Source organism: Streptomyces sp. YKOK-I1, from assembly GCF_054660435.1.
Genome location: NZ_BAAGDR010000001.1, coordinates 7,698,494 through 7,720,514 on the forward strand (window position 1 = coordinate 7,698,494; position 22,021 = coordinate 7,720,514).

Here is a 22,021-nt window from a genome sequence, read left to right on the forward strand (position 1 = left end):
CGGTGCGTGCTCTCGGCGTGCCGGCCGGAAGTCCTCGTACTGGATGTACTTGGGCTTTCGGCTGGTGCGGCGAGAGGGCGTGCCGGGCGTCGCGACGGGGCGAACGTTGCCTGTCGCGGCACTAGGATGCGGTGCGACGTGACTCCCCGCACGGAGGAAGCCGCACATGCACAGCCCGGCGTGCACGCGATGATCGGCCGCGATGAGGAGCTGCGGATCCTGCGCGGGCTGCTGGCGGACGCGGCGGACGGACGCGGCGGGGCGCTGCTGATCCACGGCACCGCGGGCGTCGGCAAGTCGGCTCTGCTGCGCTCGGTCGGCGCCGAGGGCACCAAGGGCGGTTTCAAGGTGCTGAGCGCGGCCGGTGCGGAGACCGAGCTGTGGCTGCCGCTGGCGGCTCTGCACCTGCTGCTGCAACCCGTCGCCGACGGCATGGCGAAGCTGCCGTCCTTGCACCGGACCGCGCTCGTCGACGCGTTCAGCGCCACGCAGACCGAGCCCCACATCTTCCGGGTCGCGCTCGCCGTGCTCGAACTGCTCGCCGACGAGGCCGACCGGCAACCGCTCCTGCTGCTCGTCGACGATCTGCAGTGGGTCGACGCACCGAGCCGGGACGTCCTCGGATTCGTCGCCCGGCGCACCCGCGATCTTCCCGTGGCGATCGTCACCGCGTCCCGGCTGCACGCTCCCGACTCCTGTGCCCCGAGCGCGCAGCCGGACCTCCCTCTGCAACCGCTCGGCCGGTCGGAATCCGCCGAACTGCTCGACGCGGGTGCACCGGACCTGCCGGCAGCGCTGCGCGCCCTCGTCCTGGAGCGCGCTGCGGGCAACCCGCTGGCCCTGGTCGAACTGCCCAAGACGGTGCAGGACGGCGCACCGCAGCTGGACGACCTGCCCCTGACCCAGCGGCTGGAGGACGCGTTCGCCGCGCGTACGGACTCGGTGAGCCCTCAGTGCCGGATGCTCCTGCTGGCCCTGGCCGTCGAGCCCAACGCGCCACTGAACCGGCTGCTGGAGGTGGCGAGCCGTCTGACGGGCACGGCGGTTTCCGTGGACGCGGTGCAGGAGGCGGTCGACGCGGGTCTGGCCGATCTGGTCGGCCGTACCCTCCGGTTCCGGCATCCGCTGATGCGCTCGGCGATCCACACCCGCGCCACGGTCGCCGACCGGCTGGCCACCCACCGCGCCGTCGCCTCGGCCATGGCCGACACCCCCGAGCTCCAGCTCCTCCACCTGGCCGCCGCGGCGCTCGGCCCGGACGAGGAACTCGCCGCTCGGCTGGAACGTTTCGCCGACACGGCACTGGCCCGGGGCAAGGTGGCCTCGGCCGTGCCTGCCCTCCGTCAGGCGGCCGAGCTCGTCCAGGACCCGCGCCGCAGAACCGGGATCCTGGTCCGGGCGATCGAGTCGGCCAGTGAGATCAACGACCGGATCCAGACCCAGCTGTTGCTGGACCGGGCCGACATGAGCGAACTCGGCCCGCTGGAAAGGGCCCGACTCATGGTCGTGTCCGACAAGGCGGCCTTCGAACCCGACGAGCCGCACCGCCGGATCGAGGACATGGTGACCACGGCGGCCGCCGCGTTCGACACGGGAGGCGTGCAGATCGCCGAGAACCTGCTGTGGCGGGCGGCCGCCCGGTGCTTCTTCCAGGACGGCGACGCTCGGGTGCGTACGCTGGCCGCGGCCGAGCTGGACCGATGGAACCCCGATCCGGACGCGCCCGTCGTCCTCACGGTACGGGCGTACACCGAGCCGTACCGGTACGGCGCCGAGGTGATCGCACGGCTCGGCGGCCTCCGGCCGGACCGCCTGGACGGCCGGATCACGCATTTCCTCGGCAGCGGCGCGATGGTCCTGGGCGATGCCACACTCGCCGCCCGCTACCTGTCCCTGGCCGCCTCGGCGTGGCGGTCGCAGGGCAGGCTCGGGCTGCTCGCCCGGTCACTCGCGGGCAGTTGGCCGCGGGTGTATCTCGGCCAGCTCGACCAGGCCCGCGAGGAGTCCGGCGAAGGGCTCGCCCTGGCCGAGGAGACCGGGGAATGGATCGTCTGGCTCGGGGTGAAGGCGACGGGGAGTCTGGTGGCGGCGCTGCGCGGCGAGACCGAGACCGCGGCCCGGATGCTCGGCGAACTGCGCGCCCACCGGTTGTTCCCCGGTATGCCGTTCGCGGCCGTCATGGCGCAGCAGACCGAGGGCCTGCTCGCACTCTTCGACAGCCGGGCGACCGAGGCGTACGACATTTTCGCACGCGTGTTCGATCCGGCCGACCCGCACCACCACTCGGTCAGCCGCTGGCTGCTCGCACCGGACCTGGCGGACGCCGCAGTGGCCGCGGGCACCGTGCGGCAGGCGCGGCAGCTGCTGGCCGGGCTCCCCGAACTGGCCGCCCGACTGCCCTCGGAAATGATGGTGGTGGCCCACGCCTACACCGAGGCGGTGCTGGCGCCGGACGACACGGCGGAGGCGCAGTACACCACGGCACTGGCCGCGTTGCCCGTCGGCTGGGTGCTGGCGCGGGCCCGGCTGCACCTGCACCACGGCCGTCGGCTCCGCAGGCTACGACGCAATGTCGACGCCCGGAATCCGCTGCGCAGCGCTCGCGACGAGTTCGACCGGGTCGGCGCGCGGCCCTGGGCCGACATGGCCCGCGAGCAGTTGCGCGCCGCCGGGGAGTCGAGCGGCCGACGGCAGGCGAACACCGGTGACCGGCTGTCGGCCCAGGAGATGCAGATCGCGGTGCTCGCGTCGCAGGGGCTGAGCAACCGGGAGATCGGTCAGCGCCTGTTCATCTCGCACCGCACCGTCGGAGCCCATCTGTACCGCATCTATCCCCGGCTGGGCATCACCAGCCGGGGCAGACTCGCCGCCGCGCTGGCGGCACTCCAGGAGGGGCACCCGGCGAGCGACTCCTCGGGCGCCGACGCCGGCTGACCCCACATGGCCGGTGCGAGAGCCCGCGGACCGGCCGACTCGTCCCGGTCGGCCACGGGCGCGGTGATCAGGAGACGGATTACCATGACCGGCGAGGATTCCTGACAAGGGAGCTGCCATGGCGAGGCGCGGTTCACGGGCCGGGCTCCTCGGCAGAGAGAACGAATGCAAGGCCCTCGACGATCTCGTGGCAGGTGCCAGAGCCGGGCGCAGCGGTGTCCTGGTGCTGCGCGGCGAGCCCGGGATCGGCAAGACCGAGCTGCTCGGACACCTGCTCGCGCGTGCCACCGGATGCCGCACCATCAGGGCGGCCGGCGTCCAGTCCGAGATGGAACTCTCCTACGCCGGCCTGCACCAGCTCTGCGCACCCCTGCTCACCGGTCTCGACCACTTGCCCGAACCTCAGCGCGACGCGCTCGGCACGGCCTTCGGACTGCACGCCGGCGCCGCACCCGACCGGTTCCTCGTGGGTCTGGCCACTCTGAGTCTCATCGCGGACGCCGGAGGTGACCAGCCGCTGGTCTGCCTCGTCGACGACGCGCAGTGGCTGGACGAGGCGTCCGCGCTGACCTTGGAGTTCGTGGCCCGGCGACTGCTCGCGGAATCGGTTGTGCTCGTCTTCGCCGTGCGTGAACCCAGCGCCGGCCACGCGCTCGGCAGCCTTCCCGAGCTGTCCGTCACGGGACTGGCCGAGCGCGACTCCCGGGCACTGCTCGACTCGGCCGTCACCGGTCCGCTCGATGAACGGGTGCGCGACCGTATCGTCGCCGAGTCTCGCGGCAATCCGCTGGCCCTGCTGGAGCTGCCACGCGGGCTGACCGCGGCGGAGATGGCCGCGGGCTTCGAGCCGCCGGACGCCCGGCCGTTGTCGAGCCAGATCGAGCAGGGGTTCCTCCGCCGGGTCCAGGCGCTTCCGGCCGAGACCCGACGCCTGCTGTTCCTCGCCGCCGCCGAACCGCTGGGCGACGTGACCCTGCTCAGGCGTGCGGCCGGGCGCCTCGGGATCGACGCCGACACCGCCGTGTCGCACGAGGGCGCGCGGGACCTGATCACCCTCGGCACCCGGGTGCGGTTCCGGCACCCGTTGGTGCGCTCGGCGGCCTATCGGGCGGCGGACCCGAGCGAACGTCGAGAGGCGCACAAGGCACTGGCCGAGGTCACCGATGCCCGGCTCGACCCCGACCGCCGGGCCTGGCACCTGGCCGACGCCGTTTCGGGTCCCGACGAGACGGTCGCCGTCGAACTGGAGCGCTCCGCGGGCCGAGCCCACGCACGCGGCGGTATCGCAGCGGCCGCCGCGTTCCTGCAGCGTGCGACCACGCTGACCCGGGATCCCGCGCGACGCGCCCAGCGCGCGGTGGACGCAGCAGGGGCGAAACTCCAGGCCGGGGCGTTCGAGTCGGCCGCCGCCCTCCTCGCCACCGCGGCGGCCGGCCCCCTCGATGAACTGGGTCGCGCACGGATCGAGGTGCTGCGCGCCGGGATGGCGTTCGCCCAGAACCGCGGCGGAGAGGCCCCGCCGCTGCTGCTCGCCGCCGCACACCGGTTCGGACGGCTCGACGAGGTCGCGCTCGCTCGGGAGACCTACCTGGACGCCATCGCAGCGGCGATATTCGCCGGCCGTCTGGCGCGCGGCCCAGGACTGCTGGAGGTGGGCGAGGCCGCCCGTGCGGCGCCGTCGGCACGGCAGCCACAGGTGTCCGACTTGGTGCTGGACGCCCTCGCGGTGCGACTCACCGACGGTTCCCCGGCCGCGGCGCCGATGATGGAGCGAGCACTGGAAGCGCTCTGCGACGAGCACCTCTCCGTACCGGAGCAGCTGAGTCGGCTCTGGCTCGCGTCCGTCATCGCCGCGGACCTGTGGGACGACGAGCGCTGGCACGCGGCTTCGACGCGCCATGTGACGATCACCCGTGAGGCCGGAGCGCTCAGCGCGCTCCCCGACGCCCTCGACTCCCGCACCTGTGTGCATCTCATCGCCGGGGAACTGGCGGCGGCCGAGTCGCTGACCGAGGAGACGGCGGCGGTGTGCGCGGCCACCGGCAACACCAGCCCCGGGCGGGTCGGTCCCCTCGGCCTGGCCGTCTGGCGTGGTCGCGAGGGCGAGGCCCGTGCGTTGATCGACGCGACCCTGGGCGAGGCGGTGCCGCGTGGCCAGGGGGCCACCGTCACCGTCACACGCTGGTACGAGGCGGTGCTCTGCAACGGGCTCGGCCAGTACGCGCAGGCGCTGGCGGCCGCCCGGGAAGCAACGGCCGAGCACCGGGAGTTCGCCTCGTCCCGGTGGGGGCTGGTCGAGCTGATCGAGGCGGCCGTACGGAGTGGCTCACCCGAGGCGGCCACCGACGCGCTGGAGCGCCTCTCGGCGACGACGCGAGCCGGCGGCACCGACTGGGCGCTGGGCGTGGAGGCGCGCTCGCGGGCGCTGCTCAGCGAGGGCGACACCGCGGAGCGGCTCTACCGCGAGGCGATCGAGCGGCTCGACCGGACGCGCGTGCGCATGGAACTCGCCCGTGCGCATCTGTTGTACGGGGAGTGGCTGCGCCGCGAGAACCGCCGCGTCGACGCCCGTGCCCAACTGGATGTCGCACACCAGATGTTCAGCCGGTTCGGGGCGGAGGCGTTCGCCGAACGAGCGCGAGGGGAGTTGCAGGCCGCGGGGGCGAAGGTGCGCAACCGAACGGTCGCGGCGACGACGGCTCTCACCCCGCAGGAGGCGCAGATCGCCCGGCTCGCCGGGAAAGGGCTCACGAATCCCGAGATCGGCGCCCAGTTGTTCATCAGCCGCCACACGGTCGAGTGGCACCTCCGCAAGGTGTTCTCGAAGCTCAACATCTCCTCCCGCCGGGAGATCCGCGCCGTCCAGTTCGAGGACGAGGCGACGTCGGCCTGATGCGCGATCGGAGCGCGGCAGACCTGACGTCAACGGCATGGCACTGTCACAGAAGCTCCCGGTACCCGGTCATCACTTCCAAAGGCTGAACCGACCGGAGGCAACAGTGTTCGAGCAGCGGACCGAGGCCGAGATGAGGCTGTACTCGGAGAAGACGGCCAGGGAACTCGCCTTGCAGAGACGGCGGCAGGAGAGTGACGCCATCCCGGAGAACAGTGATGCCGTCGAGAACGACGGCGTCAGCGATCCACCGACCTGGGACGACGAGGCGCAGGCACCCACGCCACACCCCCACAACCGTCCCCGAGACGCCGCCACCTCCCCTCCCGCCTGACGTTCATGCAGGTCAGAAGTGGTGCGGCGGCGCTCTCTGTGACGACCCTCAGATGTCCCGGAAGATCTCGATCTGCGCGCCGATCGAGTTCAGGCGTTCCGCCAGGTCCTCGTAGCCGCGGTTGATGACGTACACGTTCCGCAGGACGGACGTGCCCTCCGCCGCCATCATCGCCAGCAGGACGACCACGGCCGGGCGCAGGGCCGGCGGGCACATCATCTCGGCGGCGCGCCAGCGGGTGGGGCCCTCCACCAGGACCCGGTGCGGGTCGAGGAGCTGGAGGCGGCCGCCGAGGCGGTTGAGGTCGGTGAGGTAGATCGCGCGGTTGTCGTAGACCCAGTCGTGGATGAGGGTCTTGCCCGAGGCGACGGCCGCGATGGCCGCGAAGAACGGCACGTTGTCGATGTTCAGGCCGGGGAACGGCATCGGGTGGATCTTGTCGATCGGCGCCTCCAGCTTGGAGGGCCGCACGGTGAGGTCCACCAGCCGGGTGCGGCCGTTGTCGGCGGCGTACTCGGGCGTGCGGTCGTGGTCGAGGCCCATCTCCTCCAGGACCGCCAGCTCGATCTCCAGGAACTCGATGGGGACCCGGCGCACCGTCAGCTCCGACTCGGTGACGACGGCGGCGGCCAGCAGGCTCATCGCCTCCACCGGGTCCTCGGAGGGCGAGTAGTCGACGTCGGTGTCGATGTCCGGCACGCCGTGCACGGTGAGCGTGGTGGTGCCGATGCCCTCGACCCGTACGCCCAGCGCCTCCAGGAAGAAGCACAGGTCCTGGACCATGTAGTTGGAGGAGGCGTTGCGGATGACGGTCACCCCGTCGTGCCGGGCGGCGGCCAGCAGCGCGTTCTCGGTGACCGTGTCCCCGCGCTCGGTCAGCACGATCGGCCGGTCGGGGCGTACGGCGCGGTCGACGACGGCGTGGTACTGCCCCTCCGTCGCCGCGATGTCCAGCCCGAACCGGCGCAGCGCGATCATGTGCGGCTCGATGGTCCGGGTGCCGAGGTCGCAGCCGCCGGCGTAGGGCAGCTTGAAGGAGTCCATGCGGTGCAGCAGCGGGCCGAAGAACATGATGATCGACCGGGTGCGTACGGCGGCGTCGGCGTCGATCGCCGCCATGTCCAGGTCGGCCGGCGGCACGATCTCCAGGTCGACCCCGCCGTTGATCCAGCGGGTGCGCACACCGATGGAGTTCAGCACCTCGAGCAGACGGTAGACCTCCTCGATCCGGGCGACCCGGCGCAGCACCGTGCGCCCCCGGTTGAGCAGTGAGGCGCACAGCAGCGCGACACAGGCGTTCTTGCTCGTCTTGACGTCGATGGCGCCGGACAGGCGACGGCCGCCCACGACCCGCAGATGCATCGGGCCCGCGTAGCCCAACGAGACGATCTCGCTGTCCAGTGCTTCACCGATTCGAGCGATCATCTCAAGGCTGATGTTCTGGTTGCCGCGCTCGATCCGATTGACGGCGCTCTGGCTGGTGTTGAGCGCCTCGGCCAGCTGTGCCTGTGTCCAGCCACGGTGCTGCCGGGCATCACGGATGAGCTTGCCGATGCGTACGAGGTAGTCGTCTGCCATGAGGCCGAGGTTATCTCAGATATGAGATGGCGCCTGTTGGGGGGTCCGTTCGGGTGACGTCGCGTCAACGGCCCCTGCACCCCATCCTGGAGTCCGTCGGCGGGATGCGCCCGGCGAAGCGGCCGTCCGGGTTCTGCCCGTGGAGCGTCTCGCGCGGCTCCCGCTCGAAGTCCGGGAGCCGGTCGCCGAACAGGTGCGGGGCCGAGTCGGACCGGGAGGACGCCCAGGCGGTACGACCTGCCGGCCCAGGTGGCGCCGTACCGGGTCGCCGATCAGGGTGTACGGGGGAGGGGGCAGCGGCAGCGGTGCCGTGGCCGGGGGCGGGTCCTTCAGTCCGGCCGGCAGGTCCTCGGCCGGCATGTCCTCGTCCGGGTCGAGTCCGACCGTCCTGGTGAAGAACCGGGCCGGCGGCAGCGTCATGATCCCGGGCCCGCACCCCGCGTCCGGCAGCCGTCCGCGTCCGTCCAGCCCGAGGGTCCCGGCCAGGGACGCGGCAGCCGCCCCCGTTCGTAGTGGACCGCGCTCGCCGATGTGACGAGCCCGGGCATGACCATCCAGCCCTCATGTACTAGAGTTATCTCGACATCGAGATATCTGCCGAGGCGCACCGCGGCCCCGCGGATCACCGGTCCGGTAGTAAGGGTTACCTAACTTAGCCTGACCTCAGCGGATCGGCCAAGCCCGCGTGGCGGCAGGATGCGGTGGTACGCGCACATCAATGAAGGAGACCGTCGTGTCGGCGAACAGCTTCGACGCCCGCAGCACGCTGCAGGTGGGCGACGAGTCGTACGAGATCTTCCGCCTGGACAAGGTGGAGGGCTCGGCCCGACTCCCCTACAGCCTCAAGGTCCTGCTGGAGAACCTGCTCCGCACGGAGGACGGCGCGAACATCACCGCCGACCACATCCGCGCCCTCGGCACCTGGGACTCGCAGGCCCAGCCCAGCCAGGAGATCCAGTTCACGCCGGCCCGCGTCATCATGCAGGACTTCACCGGTGTGCCCTGTGTCGTCGACCTCGCCACCATGCGTGAGGCCGTCGCGGCCCTCGGCGGCGACCCGGCGAAGATCAACCCGCTCTCCCCGGCCGAGATGGTCATCGACCACTCCGTCATCGCCGACAAGTTCGGCACCAACGACGCCTTCCAGCAGAACGTCGAGCTGGAGTACGGCCGCAACAAGGAGCGCTACCAGTTCCTGCGCTGGGGCCAGACCGCCTTCGACGACTTCAAGGTCGTCCCGCCGGGCACCGGCATCGTCCACCAGGTGAACATCGAGCACCTCGCGCGCACGGTCATGGTCCGTAACGGCCAGGCGTACCCCGACACCCTGGTCGGCACCGACTCGCACACCACCATGGTCAACGGCCTCGGTGTGCTGGGCTGGGGCGTCGGCGGCATCGAGGCCGAGGCCGCGATGCTCGGCCAGCCGGTCTCCATGCTGATCCCGCGCGTCGTCGGCTTCAAGCTCACCGGCGAGCTGCCCACCGGCACCACCGCCACCGACCTGGTGCTCACCATCACCGAGATGCTGCGCAAGCACGGCGTCGTCGGCAAGTTCGTCGAGTTCTACGGCGAGGGTGTGGCGGCCACCAGCCTCGCCAACCGCGCCACCATCGGCAACATGTCCCCCGAGTTCGGCTCCACCGCCGCGATCTTCCCGATCGACGACGAGACCCTGAACTACCTCAGGCTCACCGGCCGCTCCGCGCAGCAGGTCGCGCTCGTCGAGGCGTACGCCAAGGAGCAGGGCCTCTGGCTGGACCCGAAGGCCGAGCCGGACTTCTCCGAGAAGCTCGAGCTGGACCTGTCCACCGTCGTCCCCTCGATCGCCGGCCCGAAGCGCCCGCAGGACCGCATCGTCCTCGCGAACGCCGCCGAGCAGTTCAAGAGCGACGTACGCAACTACGTCGCCACCGCCGACGAGGCGGGCGAGGAGTCCTTCCCGGCCTCCGACGCCCCGGCCGCCAGCAACGGCGTGCCCACCAACCCGGTCACCGTCACCGCCCCCGACGGCTCGACCTACGAGATCGACCACGGCGCCGTCACCGTCGCCGCGATCACCTCCTGCACCAACACCTCCAACCCGTACGTCATGGTCGCCGCCGCGCTGGTGGCCAAGAAGGCGGTGGAGAAGGGCCTGACCCGCAAGCCCTGGGTCAAGACCACCCTCGCCCCGGGCTCCAAGGTCGTCACCGACTACTTCGACAAGGCGGGCCTGACCCCGTACCTCGACAAGGTCGGCTTCAACCTCGTCGGCTACGGCTGCACCACCTGCATCGGCAACTCCGGCCCGCTGCCGGAGGAGGTCTCCAAGGCCGTCAACGACCACGACCTCGCGGTCACCTCGGTCCTCTCCGGCAACCGCAACTTCGAGGGCCGGATCAACCCCGACGTCAAGATGAACTACCTGGCCTCCCCGCCGCTGGTCGTCGCGTACGCCCTCGCGGGCTCCATGAAGGTGGACATCACCAAGGACGCCCTGGGCACCGACCAGGACGGCAACCCGGTCTTCCTCAAGGACATCTGGCCCTCCGAGGCCGAGGTCAACGACGTCGTGGCCAACGCCATCGGCGAGGACATGTTCAGCAAGTCCTACTCCGACGTCTTCGCGGGCGACCTCCAGTGGCAGTCGCTGTCCGTCCCGACCGGCAACACCTTCGAGTGGGACCCCGAGTCGACGTACGTCCGCAAGCCCCCGTACTTCGAGGGCATGGGCATGGACCCGGAGCCGGTCTCCGACATCTCCGGCGCCCGCGTCCTCGCCAAGCTGGGCGACTCGGTCACCACCGACCACATCTCCCCGGCCGGCGCCATCAAGGCCGACACCCCGGCCGGCAAGTACCTCACCGAGCACGGTGTGGAGCGTCGTGACTTCAACTCCTACGGCTCGCGCCGAGGCAACCACGAGGTCATGATCCGCGGCACGTTCGCCAACATCCGCCTGCGCAACCAGATCGCGCCGGGCACCGAGGGCGGCTACACCCGCGACTTCACCCAGGCGGACGCGCCGGTGTCGTTCATCTACGACGCCTCGCAGAACTACCAGGCCGCCGGCACCCCGCTGGTCATCCTGGGCGGCAAGGAGTACGGCTCCGGCTCCTCCCGCGACTGGGCCGCCAAGGGCACCGCGCTGCTCGGCGTCAAGGCCGTCATCACCGAGTCGTACGAGCGCATCCACCGCTCGAATCTCATCGGCATGGGCGTCCTGCCGCTCCAGTTCCCGGCCGGCCAGTCCGCCGACTCCCTCGGCCTGACCGGCGAGGAGACCTTCTCCATCACCGGCGTGACCGAGCTGAACGACGGCACCACCCCGAGCACGGTCAAGGTCAGCACCGACACCGGCGTCGAGTTCGACGCGGTCGTCCGCATCGACACCCCCGGCGAGGCGGACTACTACCGCAACGGCGGCATCATGCAGTACGTGCTGCGCAGCCTGATCCGCAAGTAAGGGTCCAGGCAGGCGGGTTGAGGGCCGTGCTCCCGGGTCACCGGGGGCACGGCCCTTCGCCGTGCAGGCTCACACCCACCCGCGCTGCGCCGCCCGCACCCCCAGCTGGAACCTGCTGGCCGCCCCCAGCCGCTCCTGCAGCTCGCTCACCCGCCGCCGCAGGGTCCTCAGGCTCACCCCCAGATGCCGGGCCACCGCCTCGTCCTTCATCCCGGCCGTCAGCAGCCGGACCAACATCGCCTCCTCCTCGGACAGTTCACGGTCCTGCACGGGCAGGCCGAGGGGAGTCGCCTGCTGCCAGGCCATGTCGAAGAGCTGCTGCAGCGCCTCGGTCACCGCGGAGTGCCGCACCACCACACAGCAGTACCCGCCCGCCGCCGACGCGGTCAGCGGAAGCAGCGCCCGGGACCCGTCGACCACCAGCAACTTGACCGGCACCGAGGGCAACACCCGGGCCCGCTCGCCGAGTTCACCCATCCGCAGGGCCTGGGCCAGCACCTTCGGATCCTCCAGCGCGGTCGCCGCGTAGATCCCCCGGGAGATGATCCCGCGGCTGAGCAGATCCGCCTGCAGATCCTGCTGCGGGGCGGGCGGGGCGAGATACGGGGGAGTGTCGAAGAGGCACACCTCGCGCTCGGCCCGCGCGTACAGCTCCTCCAGCCGGGCCGCGATGGCACCCTCGCCGGACACCACCTCGACCAGCCGGTCCGGCTCCTCGCGCAGCAGCCCCGCCTCGTACGCGGTCGCCAGTTTCTCGGCCGTCGACGCCAGCAGCTCGGACTCCGTCTCGCGCCGCCGGATCAGCGCCCGGACCGCCACCCGTGGGTCCACCGCCCGCATGCCGCCCACGGAGTCCGGCGGCTGCAGCAAACCGAGCGCGAGTAACCGGTTGCAGGCCTCGCGGACCTGGGCCGCGGAGCCGGCGCCCGTCAGCAGCGCCCAGCCGGCCGCCCCGGCATCGGGCTGATGGAGGATCGCCTGGTAGACCAGCTCCTCGAACGCGGAGACCCCCACCGCGGCCCAGGGGCCCGCGGCAGGGGTCTGACTTGCCGTGTCGTATGCCGAGTTCACCATGTCCCGGCACGGTAGAGGATCTTTGTTAAGGCTGAGGAGCAGTCCGTGGGTGCGCCTACTTCAGGCCGAACGCCCGCAGTACGGTCTGGTCGATCCCGTTGCCCTCGCGGTCCGCCGCCCGCACCCGCAGAGACACCGTCTCGGCGCCCTTCGCGGGCTTGAACCGGGCCTTGCCGTCCTCGACCTTCACTTCCTTCCAGGACGCGCCGTCGTCGTAGGAGACCCAGGCCTTCAGAGCGCGCGCCCGCACACTGCCCAGCTGGTTCGCGACCGGCAGCCCGACCTCCACCTGCTTGCCGCGTTCGGCCCGGTTGAGCAGGTCGAGGCCTCGGGGCGCGATGCCGACCGTGAGCAGCGGCAGCGCCGTCTGGCTGTCGGTGTGCACCGAGGTGAAGGTCCACTCGGTGTGTGTGCTCGTGGAGTACCTGGCCCAGGCCGCCCGCCGCTGCACGTCCAGGGCGAAGCGGTACGACGCCTTGTCCGCCGGCACGCCGAAGACGCCGTACCCGCCGAGCGTCGAGTCACCGATCAGCTGCCCGTCCGCGTACAGCTTGCCCTGCGCGGTGCTGTCGGCGCCGTCGATGTTGCCGTAGTGACCGGGCGTGGAATCGGTCAACTCCGCGACCCGGAACGTGAGTTTGTCACCGGTGCGCTGAGAGAGGCCGTACTCCTCGCTGGTTCCCGGCCGGACGACCTGGCGCAGCCAGTTCTCGGTGGTGGGGTCCGTGCCCGGCTCGGTGAAGGTCCGCAACGGGCTCCACTGGCCCCGCAACGTGTTCCACTTCGGGTAGACGACGTGCCAGGTACGGGTGTCGGGGTCGACGTAGTAGTACTCGTCGCGCTCCGTGCCCAGCTCGGTCTCCACGCTGCTCTCGATGCCGAAGCGCTGCCAGGGGCGGAACGTGTACACGGTGTCCGCGCCGATCTCGCCGGCCGTGGCCCCGTAGTAACGGGCCTTCTTCTTCACCGTGTTGGACTTGTCCAGGTCGTAGGTCTGCTCGGCGGTGATGGCGCCGCTCTGCGCCGCGAGCAGGTTGTAGACGTACGGACTGGTCGGCGTGCCCTTCAGCCTCAGCGTGACCTTCTTGCCGGTCTTCAGCAGGTCGCCGAGCTGGGCGCCCTCCTCGCCGGTGGCGATCATCAGCGGGACCGTGGTCGCGCGGTCGACCGCCTCGATCCAGAAACCGGCCTTCTTGCGGTAGGCGATGAGGTAACCCGCACCGGCCTTGGTCGCGTTGTCCAGAGCGCTCTGTGCCCGCTCCGTGGCGCCGAGCGCGACCACCGCCACCTTGCCCTTGACGTCGAGCCCCGCGAAGTCGGCCTCGGTACCGCCGCCCGCGTCCACCGCCTGCACCCGGTGCTCGCCGCTGAACTTCAGCGGGAAGTCCTCGTACGTCTGGGAGTAGTAGAGCGAGGACAGCGCGGTCTTCTCCGGGCTGGTGACGCTCGCCGTCAACTCCTTCGCGTACAGCCGGAACTTGGCGTAGAAGTCCAGGGTCCCCACGGAGACCTGCTTGGTCGGAGCCACATAGATGTGGTCGGTCCAGAAGCCCTGGCTGTAGGTGAGACCCCAGGAGCTGCCCGGCCCCTCGCGGTGCCAGCTGGTGCTGAAGCCCCGGAACTCGGAGTCGTCCTTGGTCTTCGGCTTGATCTCCACCGCCTCACGGGCGTCGAGGACGACCTCGGTGGCCCCGTTCACCGTGATCTCGGGATTGCCGACGACCGAGGTGCCGACGGCGATCCCGCCCCCGTCCCGGTCCGGGATCCAGGTGGAGATCGAGTACGTCCCGGCCGGCACCTGCCAGGTCCAGCCGCTGCCGATGTAGCCGTACTCGGTGGGGTAGGCGCCGTTCAGCTCCTGGAGCGAGTAGATCGACGCCCCGGTGGACGGCTTGCCGTCGCGGCCCAGGATCGAGACCTTCAGGTCGTAGGTCTTCGGCAACTTCTCGAAGCCGACGGCCGTGGTGACCCGGACGCCGTCGGCGGTCGCCGTGATGTGGCCCGTGTACCGGCCCTCGGCCTCCGCCCCGGGGTCGAGACCGACCGGGACCGTGGCGGTGCTCCGCGCGGGCACGGTCACCGTGCCGGCCCCCACCGTGACGTCGGCGAGCGACGACGCGATCTTCAACTCCACCGCCTTGTCAGTGGTGTTGGTGTAGGTGATGTCCTTGTCGACGGCCCCGGTGTCACCGTCCTCGAACGTGCCGAAGCTGAGCGTCGGCGTCGCGAAGACGTTCTGCGTGACGGCCCGCACGGCGTCGACCCGCCCGTCGCCCTGCTCGAACACCGAGTCGGTGGCGTTCGTCTTCGCCGTGCTGGCCAGGGCCTGCTTGATCTGCTGCCCGGTCCAGTCCGGATGCGCCTGAACGACCAGCGCTGCCGTACCCGCGACATGCGGGGTGGCCATCGAAGTACCGCTGGCCGTCGTGTAGTAGTCGTCGACCGGCGTACTGCCGGGCATGGAGGTGCCGACGGCGCGGGCCGCGGTGATGCTCACGCCCGGCGCGGTGATCTCCGGCTTGACCGCGGAGTCACCGAGGCGCGGGCCGCGGCTGGAGAACGAGGCCAGCTGGTCGGACTTGTCGACCGCGCCCACCGTCAGCGCCGAGTCGGCGATGCCCGGGGTGCCCACGGTCTGCTCGCCCGGACCCGAGTTGCCCGACGCGATGACGAAGAGGGTGCCGGTGGACGCGGACAACTCGTCGACGGTCTCACTGAGCACGTCCGAGGGGCCGGACGCCCTGCCGCCCAGCGACATCGAGACGATCTTCGCACCGGAGTGCGCCGCCCACTCCATGCCCGCGATGATCCAGGAGGACTGACCGTCGCCCGCGTTGTTCAGCACCTTGCCGACCAGCAGCTCCGCGCCCGGCGCCACCCCCTTGAACCTGCCCTCCGAGGCCGCGCCCGAGCCGACGATCGTGGACGCCACATGGGTGCCGTGACCGAAGCCGTCCTGCACGGTCTCGTCCGGTACGAAACTCTGCGACCCGGCGATCCTCCCGGCCAGGTCCGGGTGCCCGGTGTCCACGCCGGTGTCCAGGACCGCGACCTTCACGCCCGTGCCGTCGTACCCCGCCCGCCACACCTCGGGCGCGCCGATCTGCGGCACACTCACGTCGAGGGACGCCTTCACCTTGGCGTCCAGCCAGATCTTGTCGATGCCGTCGCCGAGCTGCCTCGCGGCCTTCGCGGTGGGCTCGGTGCCGAGCTTCGGGGCGATGTCCGCCCAGAAGGCGGTGGACTTCCTCGCGCTCAGCGCCGCGCCGTCGATGCCGGGCAGCGCCAGCGTCCGGCGCGCACCCTCAGGGGTCGCCCTGCCCTTGCTGTAGGTGGCGATCACCGGGGTGGCAGCGGTCTTCGCGTCCCCGTACCCCTGCTTGACCAGCTGGGTGACGTTGAACAGGGCCGGGTCGAGCCGTCCCGCCCGGATCAGCGGGACGGCGTCGGCGGGCAGGACGCTGATCTCGCCGTCCTGCTCGCTGGACAGGAAGGTGGCGGCCTCGCGGCCCGTGCCGCGCCGGACGTCGACGGCGTACCTGCCGTCCGGACCGGTGGTGAGCGACACGGTGTCGCCGGTGATGAGGGTGACGGTCTGCGGTGCGGCGGTGCTCGGCCCCGTGAGGGTGGTGGAGGCCGAGGATCCGGAAGCGGATGTGGTGACCGGGAATCCGGAAACGGGTGTGGTGAACCGGGATCCGGGAGCGGATGTCGCGGGCGTGATCGCCCCCGCGAGCAGTCCGGCCGCTCCTGCCACGGCCCACAGGGCGTGGAGTCTTCGCATGGGTGGACGTCCTCCCCTGAACGCGGAAAACGCTTCCGCACGGTGAGCGGAAGCCGAAGATCAGAGTGAGTGCCGGGGCTACGGCGACTCAAGGAGTTCCCGTGGCCGGAGCGTGCCAATGCCCCCTTCGGTCAAGGGAGTTGAGCAGGCCCCGACGGTCCGGGGAGCCCGGTCGTGCGCGGCCGCCCGCCGGATCGCACGGCTGCGGCTCAGTCGGAACACAGCCGTCCCCCAGACAACCGGGACAGTATCGGGACATGACTGCCACCCCGGGGTTCCGCAGCGGACGGGTCCGCGTCCTGATCGTCGACGACGAACCGGCGCTCACCGAAGTGCTGTCCGTGGCCGTCACCGAGGCCGGCTGGCGCCCCTACCCGGTGCCGGACGGGCACAGCGCGCTGCGCGAGGCCCGCCGCTGTGCCCCGCACGCCGTCGTCCTCGACGGCATGCTGCCCGACCTGGACGGCATCCAGGTCCTGCGCCGGCTGCGGTACGAGAACCCCGAGCTGCCCGTCCTCATGCTCACCGCCCGCGACGCCGTCGAACACCGCCTCGACGGTCTCGAGAACGGCGCCGACGACTACGTCACCAAGCCCTTCTCCCTCCAGGAGGTCGTGCTGCGGCTGCGCGGACTGCTGCGCCGCTCCGGCGCCGAACGCGTCCGCACCGACGACTCCGTGCGCGTGCTCGGCGATCTGATGGTCGCCGCCGAGTCCAGAGAGGTGCACCGCGGCGGCGCCGCCGTCGCCCTCACCGCCAAGGAGTTCGACCTGCTCAGCCTGCTCATGGAGCACCCCCGGCAGGTACTGAGCAAGGCCCAGATCCTCGACCGCGTCTGGAGCAGCTCCTTCGACGGCGGCGGCAACCTCGTCGAGGTGTACATCTCCAGCCTGCGCCGCAAGATCGACCGGGGCCGCGCACCCATGATCCACACCGTGCGCGGGCTGGGATACGCCATCCGGCCGGTGGAGGACGGAAGATGAACGCCCACCGCTTCGGGGGCCGTTCCCTGCGCACCCGGCTCCTGCTCTTCATCACCGCCGTCCTGATCGTCGTCTGCGCCGCGATGGCCCTCACCACCGTCTTCGCCCAACGCGCCTACCTGCTGGGCAATTTGGACGACCGGGTCACCAACGCCGCCGAACGCAGCCTCGGCGGGGCCTCCCTCCACCCGGACCTCGCGAGCGACCTGACCTTCCTCAACGAGAGCGGCCACCCGGCCGGTATGCTCGCCGCCCGGCTGGACGCCCATGGAAACGTCCTCGCGGCGGCCACGGTCGGCCAGGACGCCCCGCCCCAGCGCCTCAGCGACGCCCAGACGGCGGTGCTCTCGGGGGTCAGGACCGACGGCAGATACCACACCCGGACCGTCCCCGGCCTCGGCACCTACCGCCTGACCGCCCTGGACAACCACGGTGTCCGCGTGCTCACCGGCCTCCCGATGGACGACGTCCAGGACATGATCAGCGGCCTGGTCGTCATCGAGGCCGTCGTCGCCGCGGCGGGCCTGACCGCCGCCGGGGTCGGCTGCGCCGTCGTCATCCGGCGCCAGCTGCGCCCCCTCGGCCGGGTCGCCGCCACCGCCGTCGAGGTCTCCCACGCGCCGCTGTGCCGGGGCGAGGTCGCCGCACTCACCCGGGTCCCCGAACGCGACACCGACCCCGGCAGCGAGGCCGGCCAGGTCGGCGCCGCCCTCAACCGCATGATCGACCACGTCGAGTCCTCGCTCGCCGAACGCCAGCGCAGCGAGGAGCGGGTGCGCCGCAGTGAGGAACGCATGCGCCGCTTCCTCGCCGACGCCAGCCATGAACTGCGCACCCCGCTCGCCTCCATCGCCGGCTACGCGGAACTCATGAACCGCGGCACCGACCGCATCGAACCCGGTCTGGCCTGGCGCCGGGTGACCGCCGAGTCGGCCCGGATGACCGGCCTGGTGGAGGACCTCCTGCTGCTCGCCCGCCTCGACGAGGGCCGGCCGCTGCAGTCCGCTGAGGTCGACCTCGCCGGCCTCGTGGCCGAGGCGGTGTGGGACGCGCGGGCCGCGGGCGGCGGCCACGACTGGCAGCTCGAACTCCGCCTGGACGCCTCGCCCCTGGTCCTCGGCGACGAGGCCCGCCTCCACCAGGTGGTGGCCAACCTGCTGGCCAACGCCCGGGTGCACACCCCGGCCGGCACCCGGGTGCTGGCGACCGTGGAGGCCCGGGACGGCCTCGTCACCCTCCGCGTCCGCGACGACGGTCCCGGCATCCCGCCCGATCTGCTCCCCACCGTCTTCGAGCGCTTCACCCGCGCCGACACCTCCCGCGCCCGCGCCGTCGCGGGCACCGGATCCGGCCTCGGTCTCGCCATCGTCGCCGCGATCACCGCCGCCCACGGCGGCCGGATCGGCGTCCACAGCGAGCCCGGCCGCACCGAGTTCACCGTCGAACTCCCCCTGACCGGCGACCTGGGCGCCGACACCCTGACCTGGAGTTCCCGGGCCTCGCTGCTGTGATCCACAGAGTGGGTATCCTGATCCGCCGGCTTCCCGAACTGCGGCAGAAGAGGTGTCCCCCATGAGGAACTCGGGCGACTTCATCGCGGACATGTACGGCCTCGGCGCCGGACCCTGGACCATGACCCCCGTCACGCGTGGCGCGCTGGGGCAGATCTGGAGACTCTCCGGGAGCGGCTCCGCCTGGGCCGTGAAGGAACTCCTCTTCGCACGCGAGGAACCCGCCGTCGAGAACGAGGCCACCCTGCGCGACACCGCCGCGGGCCTCGGCGTCGCCGCGCCCCGTCTGATGCCCGCCCGCACCGGGTCGCATGCCGCGCGGCTCCCCGCCGACCGGGGCGGCTCCTGGCTGAAGCTGTACGACTGGGTCGACGGCACCCCGGCCGACCCCGCCGACCCGGCGCTGCTCGACTGGTGCGGCCGGACCCTCGCCCTGCTGCACCGGGCGGGAGAGGGCGCGAGCGAACTGCCCGTCGACTGGTACGAGGAGTGCTGCCCCGAGGCCGACTGGGCGGACCTGCACGACAGGGTCCGCCGGGCCGCCCCGCCCTGGGCCGAGGCGCTGAGCCGGTGCGTCGCTGGCCCCCTCCCGGAGCTGACCCGCTTCGTCTCCCCGTCCGACCCCGCCGATCTGGTCGTCTCGCACCGCGACGTACAGCCCCAGAACGTCCTGCTCGCCGAGGCCGGCCCGGTCCTCCTCGACTGGGACAACGCCGGCCCGGTCGCGGCCCGCCGTGAACTCGCCCAGGCCGTGTTCGTGTGGTCGGGCGGCAACGCCTTCCGCCCCGAGGCGGCCCGCCGGCTCTTCCGCGCCTACCGCGAGGCCGACGGCCCCGCCGTCCTCGACGACCTGAACGCCTTCTCGATGCTCTTCGCGACGGCCCTGAACTACGTCCATGTCCAGGCCGAGGGCGCGCTCGCCCCGGACGCCACCCCCGCCCAACGCGCGTTCGCGAGCGGCCAGACCGTCACGGCCCTCGACACCCTCCCCGACCTGTCCGCGGTGTCCCGTCTGCTGACCGAACTCAAGACCGAGCACTGAGAGCACCGTACGAGACCGTTTACAAGTCGGCCGTACGGCGCTACCTTCCGCCACAGACGAGGTGGGAGCGCTCCCATATCCGGGTCCCCGACGGACCGGAACCCGCCGGAGGCCCGGACACGGACCGCTCCCGCCTCGCGTACCCGCACCCCGCGCCACCCACCCCCACCTGCACGGTCCGTACACGGAAGGACGGACTCGCCATGTCTGTCATGATCACGACAAGCTCAGCGAAGAAAGCAGCCCGGTTACGCTCCCGGGCCCTCCTCCTCGTCCTCCTGGCCCTGCTGGCCACCGTCCCCGCCATCGGCCTGATCGTCACGACCGGCGGCCCGGCCGAGGCCCACGGCACCCCCATGAAACCCGGCAGCCGCACCTTCCTGTGCTGGCAGGACGCGCTGACCGACACCGGTGAGATCAAGCCGGTCAACCCGGCCTGCAAGAACGCCCAGCAGGTCAGCGGCACCACACCGTTCTACAACTGGTTCTCCGTGCTGCGCTCCGACGGCGCCGGCCGCACCCGCGGCTTCGTCCCGGACGGCCAGCTGTGCAGCGGCGGCAACACCAACTTCACCGGCTTCAACGCCGCCCGCAACGACTGGCCGCTGACCCACCTCACCTCGGGCGCGACCGTCGACTTCTCCTACAACGCCTGGGCCGCACACCCGGGCTGGTTCTACGTCTACGTCACCAAGGACGGTTTCGACCCGACGAAGACACTCACCTGGAACGACATGGAGGACCAGCCCTTCCTCTCCGTCGACCACCCGCCGCTCAACGGCTCCCCGGGCACGGTCGAGGCCAACTACTCCTGGACCGGTCAGCTCCCGGCGAACAAGTCGGGTCGCCACATCATCTACATGGTCTGGCAGCGCTCCGACAGCCAGGAGACCTTCTACTCCTGCTCCGACGTCGTCTTCGACGGCGGCAACGGTGAGGTGACCGGCATCCACGAGCCGGGCAACCCCAACGAGCCCGTCCCCGGCACCTGCACCGCCACCCGCCGCACCACCAACAGCTGGAACGGCGGCTACCAGTCCGAGGTGACCGTCACCAACTCCGGTGACGTCCCCATGCTCGGCTGGATGGTCGACTGGACCCTGCCCGCCGGCCAGACGGTGAACAGTCTCTGGAACGGCAACGCCACCTACAACGGCCAGGCGGTGATGGTCCACAACGCCGACTGGAACGGCTCCCTGAGTCCGGGCCAGAGCACGACCTTCGGATACGTCGTCTCCGGCTCGGGAGGTGACAGCGCCACCAGCCTGCCCTGTCGGGTGGGCTGACCGGACCCCGCACGGGGCGGACCCGGTGGGCACCCCACGCCCACCGGGTCCGTCGGTCTATGCGTCCCGCTCCTCCCACACCCTTTCCAGCCAGTGCAGTTGGCGTCGCACCTGTTCCGCCTCGCCCCCCTCGTGCCCGTTGAACGGGTACACGTGGATCTCCCGGCGCGGATCCGCGCCGCCGCTCAGCTCGCCGTACCGGTTGAAGGCCGCGTACGTCCCGCTCGGAGGGCACACGGTGTCGCGCAGCCCGGTGCCGAAGTGGGCCGGGGCCTGGGCCCGGCGGGCGAAGGAGACGCCCTCGATGTAGGAGAGGGTGCGGTAGGCGGCCTGTTCGGTGCCGCGGTGCACCGCGAGATACGCGGCGATCTCGCCGTAGGGGCCCGCGTCGGTGAGGTCCAGGGCGCGGCGGATCCCGCACAGCAGCGGAGCCGTGACCAGGACCGCGGCGAGGTCCGGCAGCAGACCCGCCACGGCCAGCGCGAGTCCGCCGCCCTGGCTGTTGCCGACGGCCGCGATCCGGCCGGCGTCCACCCCGGGCAGCGCGCGCAGGGCCGCCACCGCTCGGACGGCGTCCGTGATCAGCCGCCGGTAGTGACAGTCCCGCGGGGCCCGCAGACCGCGTACGGCCGGGCCGGGGCCACCGGGTGCCTGGGCGTGCGGATCGGGGGTCGAGCCGCCGTTGCCGTACTGGTCGCCCTGGCCGCGGTTGTCCATCAGCAGATGTGCGTACCCGGCGTTCACCCAGGTCAGCCGTTCATGGGGGAGGCCCCGGCCACGGCCGTAGCCGGCGTACTCGACGACGGCGGGCAGCGGGTCGCGGACCCCGGCCGGGCGGGAGTACCAGGCGCGGACCGGGTCGCCGGCGAAGCCGCGGAAGGTCACGTCCCAGGTCTCCGTCAGCCGTAGACCGGTGCCCACCGGGTCGGCCGACACCAACGCGTCGTACTGCGCGGCGTCCTTGAGGGTGTTCTGCCAGAACTCGTCGAAGTCGGCGGGTTCCTCCGGCAGGAAGCGGTAGGTCTCCAGCTCGCTCGGCGGCAGGTCGAACGCGGGCACGAGGGCACCTCGCAGGAATCGGTCCGGACAGGGAAAGTTGCGGAGGCGGTCGGGGCTGCGCTTGGAGGTTCTACCCCGCGCGGAGGTGTTCCCAT

The 22,021-nt window shown here is 71.5% G+C and carries 12 protein-coding genes; 8 read left to right on the forward strand and 4 right to left on the reverse strand.

Annotated elements, in window-relative coordinates:
* Nucleotides 1–138 precede the first annotated feature (138 nt).
* The 3 genes from ACYQ8Q_RS34335 to ACYQ8Q_RS34345 all read left to right on the forward strand — a co-directional run bounded on the left by ACYQ8Q_RS34335 (nucleotide 139) and on the right by ACYQ8Q_RS34345 (nucleotide 6,161).
* Entirely contained in the window at nucleotides 139–2,934 is a 2,796-nt protein-coding gene (locus tag ACYQ8Q_RS34335; protein ID WP_460070512.1) for an ATP-binding protein, read from the forward strand.
* A 118-nt stretch (nucleotides 2,935–3,052) separates the two neighbouring features.
* On the forward strand, nucleotides 3,053–5,827 hold the full coding sequence (locus ACYQ8Q_RS34340) for a helix-turn-helix transcriptional regulator (protein WP_460070513.1): 2,775 nt from the start codon (nucleotides 3,053–3,055) through the stop codon (nucleotides 5,825–5,827).
* 37 nt (nucleotides 5,828–5,864) lie between these two features.
* Entirely contained in the window at nucleotides 5,865–6,161 is a 297-nt protein-coding gene (locus ACYQ8Q_RS34345; protein ID WP_460070514.1) for a hypothetical protein, read from the forward strand.
* Between the two features lie 48 nt (nucleotides 6,162–6,209).
* On the opposite strand, the gene ACYQ8Q_RS34350 is transcribed toward ACYQ8Q_RS34345, so the two are convergent.
* The gene (locus ACYQ8Q_RS34350) at nucleotides 6,210–7,739 is read right to left on the reverse strand and encodes a UDP-N-acetylglucosamine 1-carboxyvinyltransferase (protein ID WP_460070516.1); all 1,530 of its coding nucleotides are present in this window, start codon (nucleotides 7,737–7,739) and stop codon (nucleotides 6,210–6,212) included.
* 718 nt (nucleotides 7,740–8,457) lie between these two features.
* On the opposite strand from ACYQ8Q_RS34350, the gene acnA reads away from it, so the two are divergent.
* On the forward strand, nucleotides 8,458–11,187 hold the full coding sequence (acnA, locus tag ACYQ8Q_RS34355; protein ID WP_460070517.1) for an aconitate hydratase AcnA: 2,730 nt from the start codon (nucleotides 8,458–8,460) through the stop codon (nucleotides 11,185–11,187).
* A 69-nt stretch (nucleotides 11,188–11,256) separates the two neighbouring features.
* On the opposite strand, the gene ACYQ8Q_RS34360 is transcribed toward acnA, so the two are convergent.
* The gene (locus tag ACYQ8Q_RS34360) at nucleotides 11,257–12,261 is read right to left on the reverse strand and encodes a helix-turn-helix transcriptional regulator (RefSeq protein ID WP_460070518.1); all 1,005 of its coding nucleotides are present in this window, start codon (nucleotides 12,259–12,261) and stop codon (nucleotides 11,257–11,259) included.
* A gap of 55 nt (nucleotides 12,262–12,316) precedes the next feature.
* Entirely contained in the window at nucleotides 12,317–16,045 is a 3,729-nt protein-coding gene (locus tag ACYQ8Q_RS34365) for a S8 family peptidase (RefSeq protein ID WP_460070519.1), read from the reverse strand.
* Between the two features lie 257 nt (nucleotides 16,046–16,302).
* On the opposite strand from ACYQ8Q_RS34365, the gene ACYQ8Q_RS34370 reads away from it, so the two are divergent.
* From ACYQ8Q_RS34370 to ACYQ8Q_RS34385, 4 genes are all read left to right on the forward strand, one after another.
* Nucleotides 16,303–17,028 carry a response regulator transcription factor gene (locus ACYQ8Q_RS34370; protein ID WP_460070520.1) on the forward strand — a complete coding sequence of 242 codons (726 nt, stop codon included), beginning with the start codon at nucleotides 16,303–16,305 and terminating at the stop codon, nucleotides 17,026–17,028.
* Nucleotides 17,025–18,539 carry a sensor histidine kinase gene (locus ACYQ8Q_RS34375; protein WP_460070521.1) on the forward strand — a complete coding sequence of 505 codons (1,515 nt, stop codon included), beginning with the start codon at nucleotides 17,025–17,027 and terminating at the stop codon, nucleotides 18,537–18,539. Before ACYQ8Q_RS34370 ends, ACYQ8Q_RS34375 begins: the two co-directional genes overlap by 4 nt.
* A 61-nt stretch (nucleotides 18,540–18,600) precedes the next feature.
* A complete protein-coding gene (locus tag ACYQ8Q_RS34380) occupies nucleotides 18,601–19,581 on the forward strand; it encodes a phosphotransferase (RefSeq protein WP_460070522.1) in 981 nt (326 codons plus the stop codon).
* A 203-nt stretch (nucleotides 19,582–19,784) separates the two neighbouring features.
* Nucleotides 19,785–20,867 carry a lytic polysaccharide monooxygenase gene (locus ACYQ8Q_RS34385; protein WP_460070523.1) on the forward strand — a complete coding sequence of 361 codons (1,083 nt, stop codon included), beginning with the start codon at nucleotides 19,785–19,787 and terminating at the stop codon, nucleotides 20,865–20,867.
* A 57-nt stretch (nucleotides 20,868–20,924) separates the two neighbouring features.
* Here ACYQ8Q_RS34385 and ACYQ8Q_RS34390 read toward each other — a convergent pair whose 3' ends face one another.
* Nucleotides 20,925–21,926 (reverse strand): acetylxylan esterase, encoded by a 1,002-nt coding sequence (locus tag ACYQ8Q_RS34390; protein WP_460070524.1) that lies wholly within the window; start codon nucleotides 21,924–21,926, stop codon nucleotides 20,925–20,927.
* Between the last annotated feature and the right edge of the window lie 95 nt (nucleotides 21,927–22,021).

What these genes read in the sequence shown, in the direction of transcription:
- ACYQ8Q_RS34385 (WP_460070523.1), top strand. Translation starts at nt 19,785, where the DNA reads ATGTCTGTCATGATCACGACAAGCTCAGCGAAGAAAGCAGCCCGGTTA.
- ACYQ8Q_RS34360 (WP_460070518.1), bottom strand. Translation starts at nt 12,261, where the DNA reads ATGGTGAACTCGGCATACGACACGGCAAGTCAGACCCCTGCCGCGGGC.
- ACYQ8Q_RS34370 (WP_460070520.1), top strand. Translation starts at nt 16,303, where the DNA reads ATGACTGCCACCCCGGGGTTCCGCAGCGGACGGGTCCGCGTCCTGATC.
- acnA (WP_460070517.1), top strand. Translation starts at nt 8,458, where the DNA reads ATGAAGGAGACCGTCGTGTCGGCGAACAGCTTCGACGCCCGCAGCACG.
- ACYQ8Q_RS34375 (WP_460070521.1), top strand. Translation starts at nt 17,025, where the DNA reads ATGAACGCCCACCGCTTCGGGGGCCGTTCCCTGCGCACCCGGCTCCTG.
- ACYQ8Q_RS34365 (WP_460070519.1), bottom strand. Translation starts at nt 16,045, where the DNA reads ATGCGAAGACTCCACGCCCTGTGGGCCGTGGCAGGAGCGGCCGGACTG.
- ACYQ8Q_RS34340 (WP_460070513.1), top strand. Translation starts at nt 3,053, where the DNA reads ATGGCGAGGCGCGGTTCACGGGCCGGGCTCCTCGGCAGAGAGAACGAA.
- ACYQ8Q_RS34350 (WP_460070516.1), bottom strand. Translation starts at nt 7,739, where the DNA reads ATGGCAGACGACTACCTCGTACGCATCGGCAAGCTCATCCGTGATGCC.
- ACYQ8Q_RS34380 (WP_460070522.1), top strand. Translation starts at nt 18,601, where the DNA reads ATGAGGAACTCGGGCGACTTCATCGCGGACATGTACGGCCTCGGCGCC.
- ACYQ8Q_RS34345 (WP_460070514.1), top strand. Translation starts at nt 5,865, where the DNA reads ATGGCACTGTCACAGAAGCTCCCGGTACCCGGTCATCACTTCCAAAGG.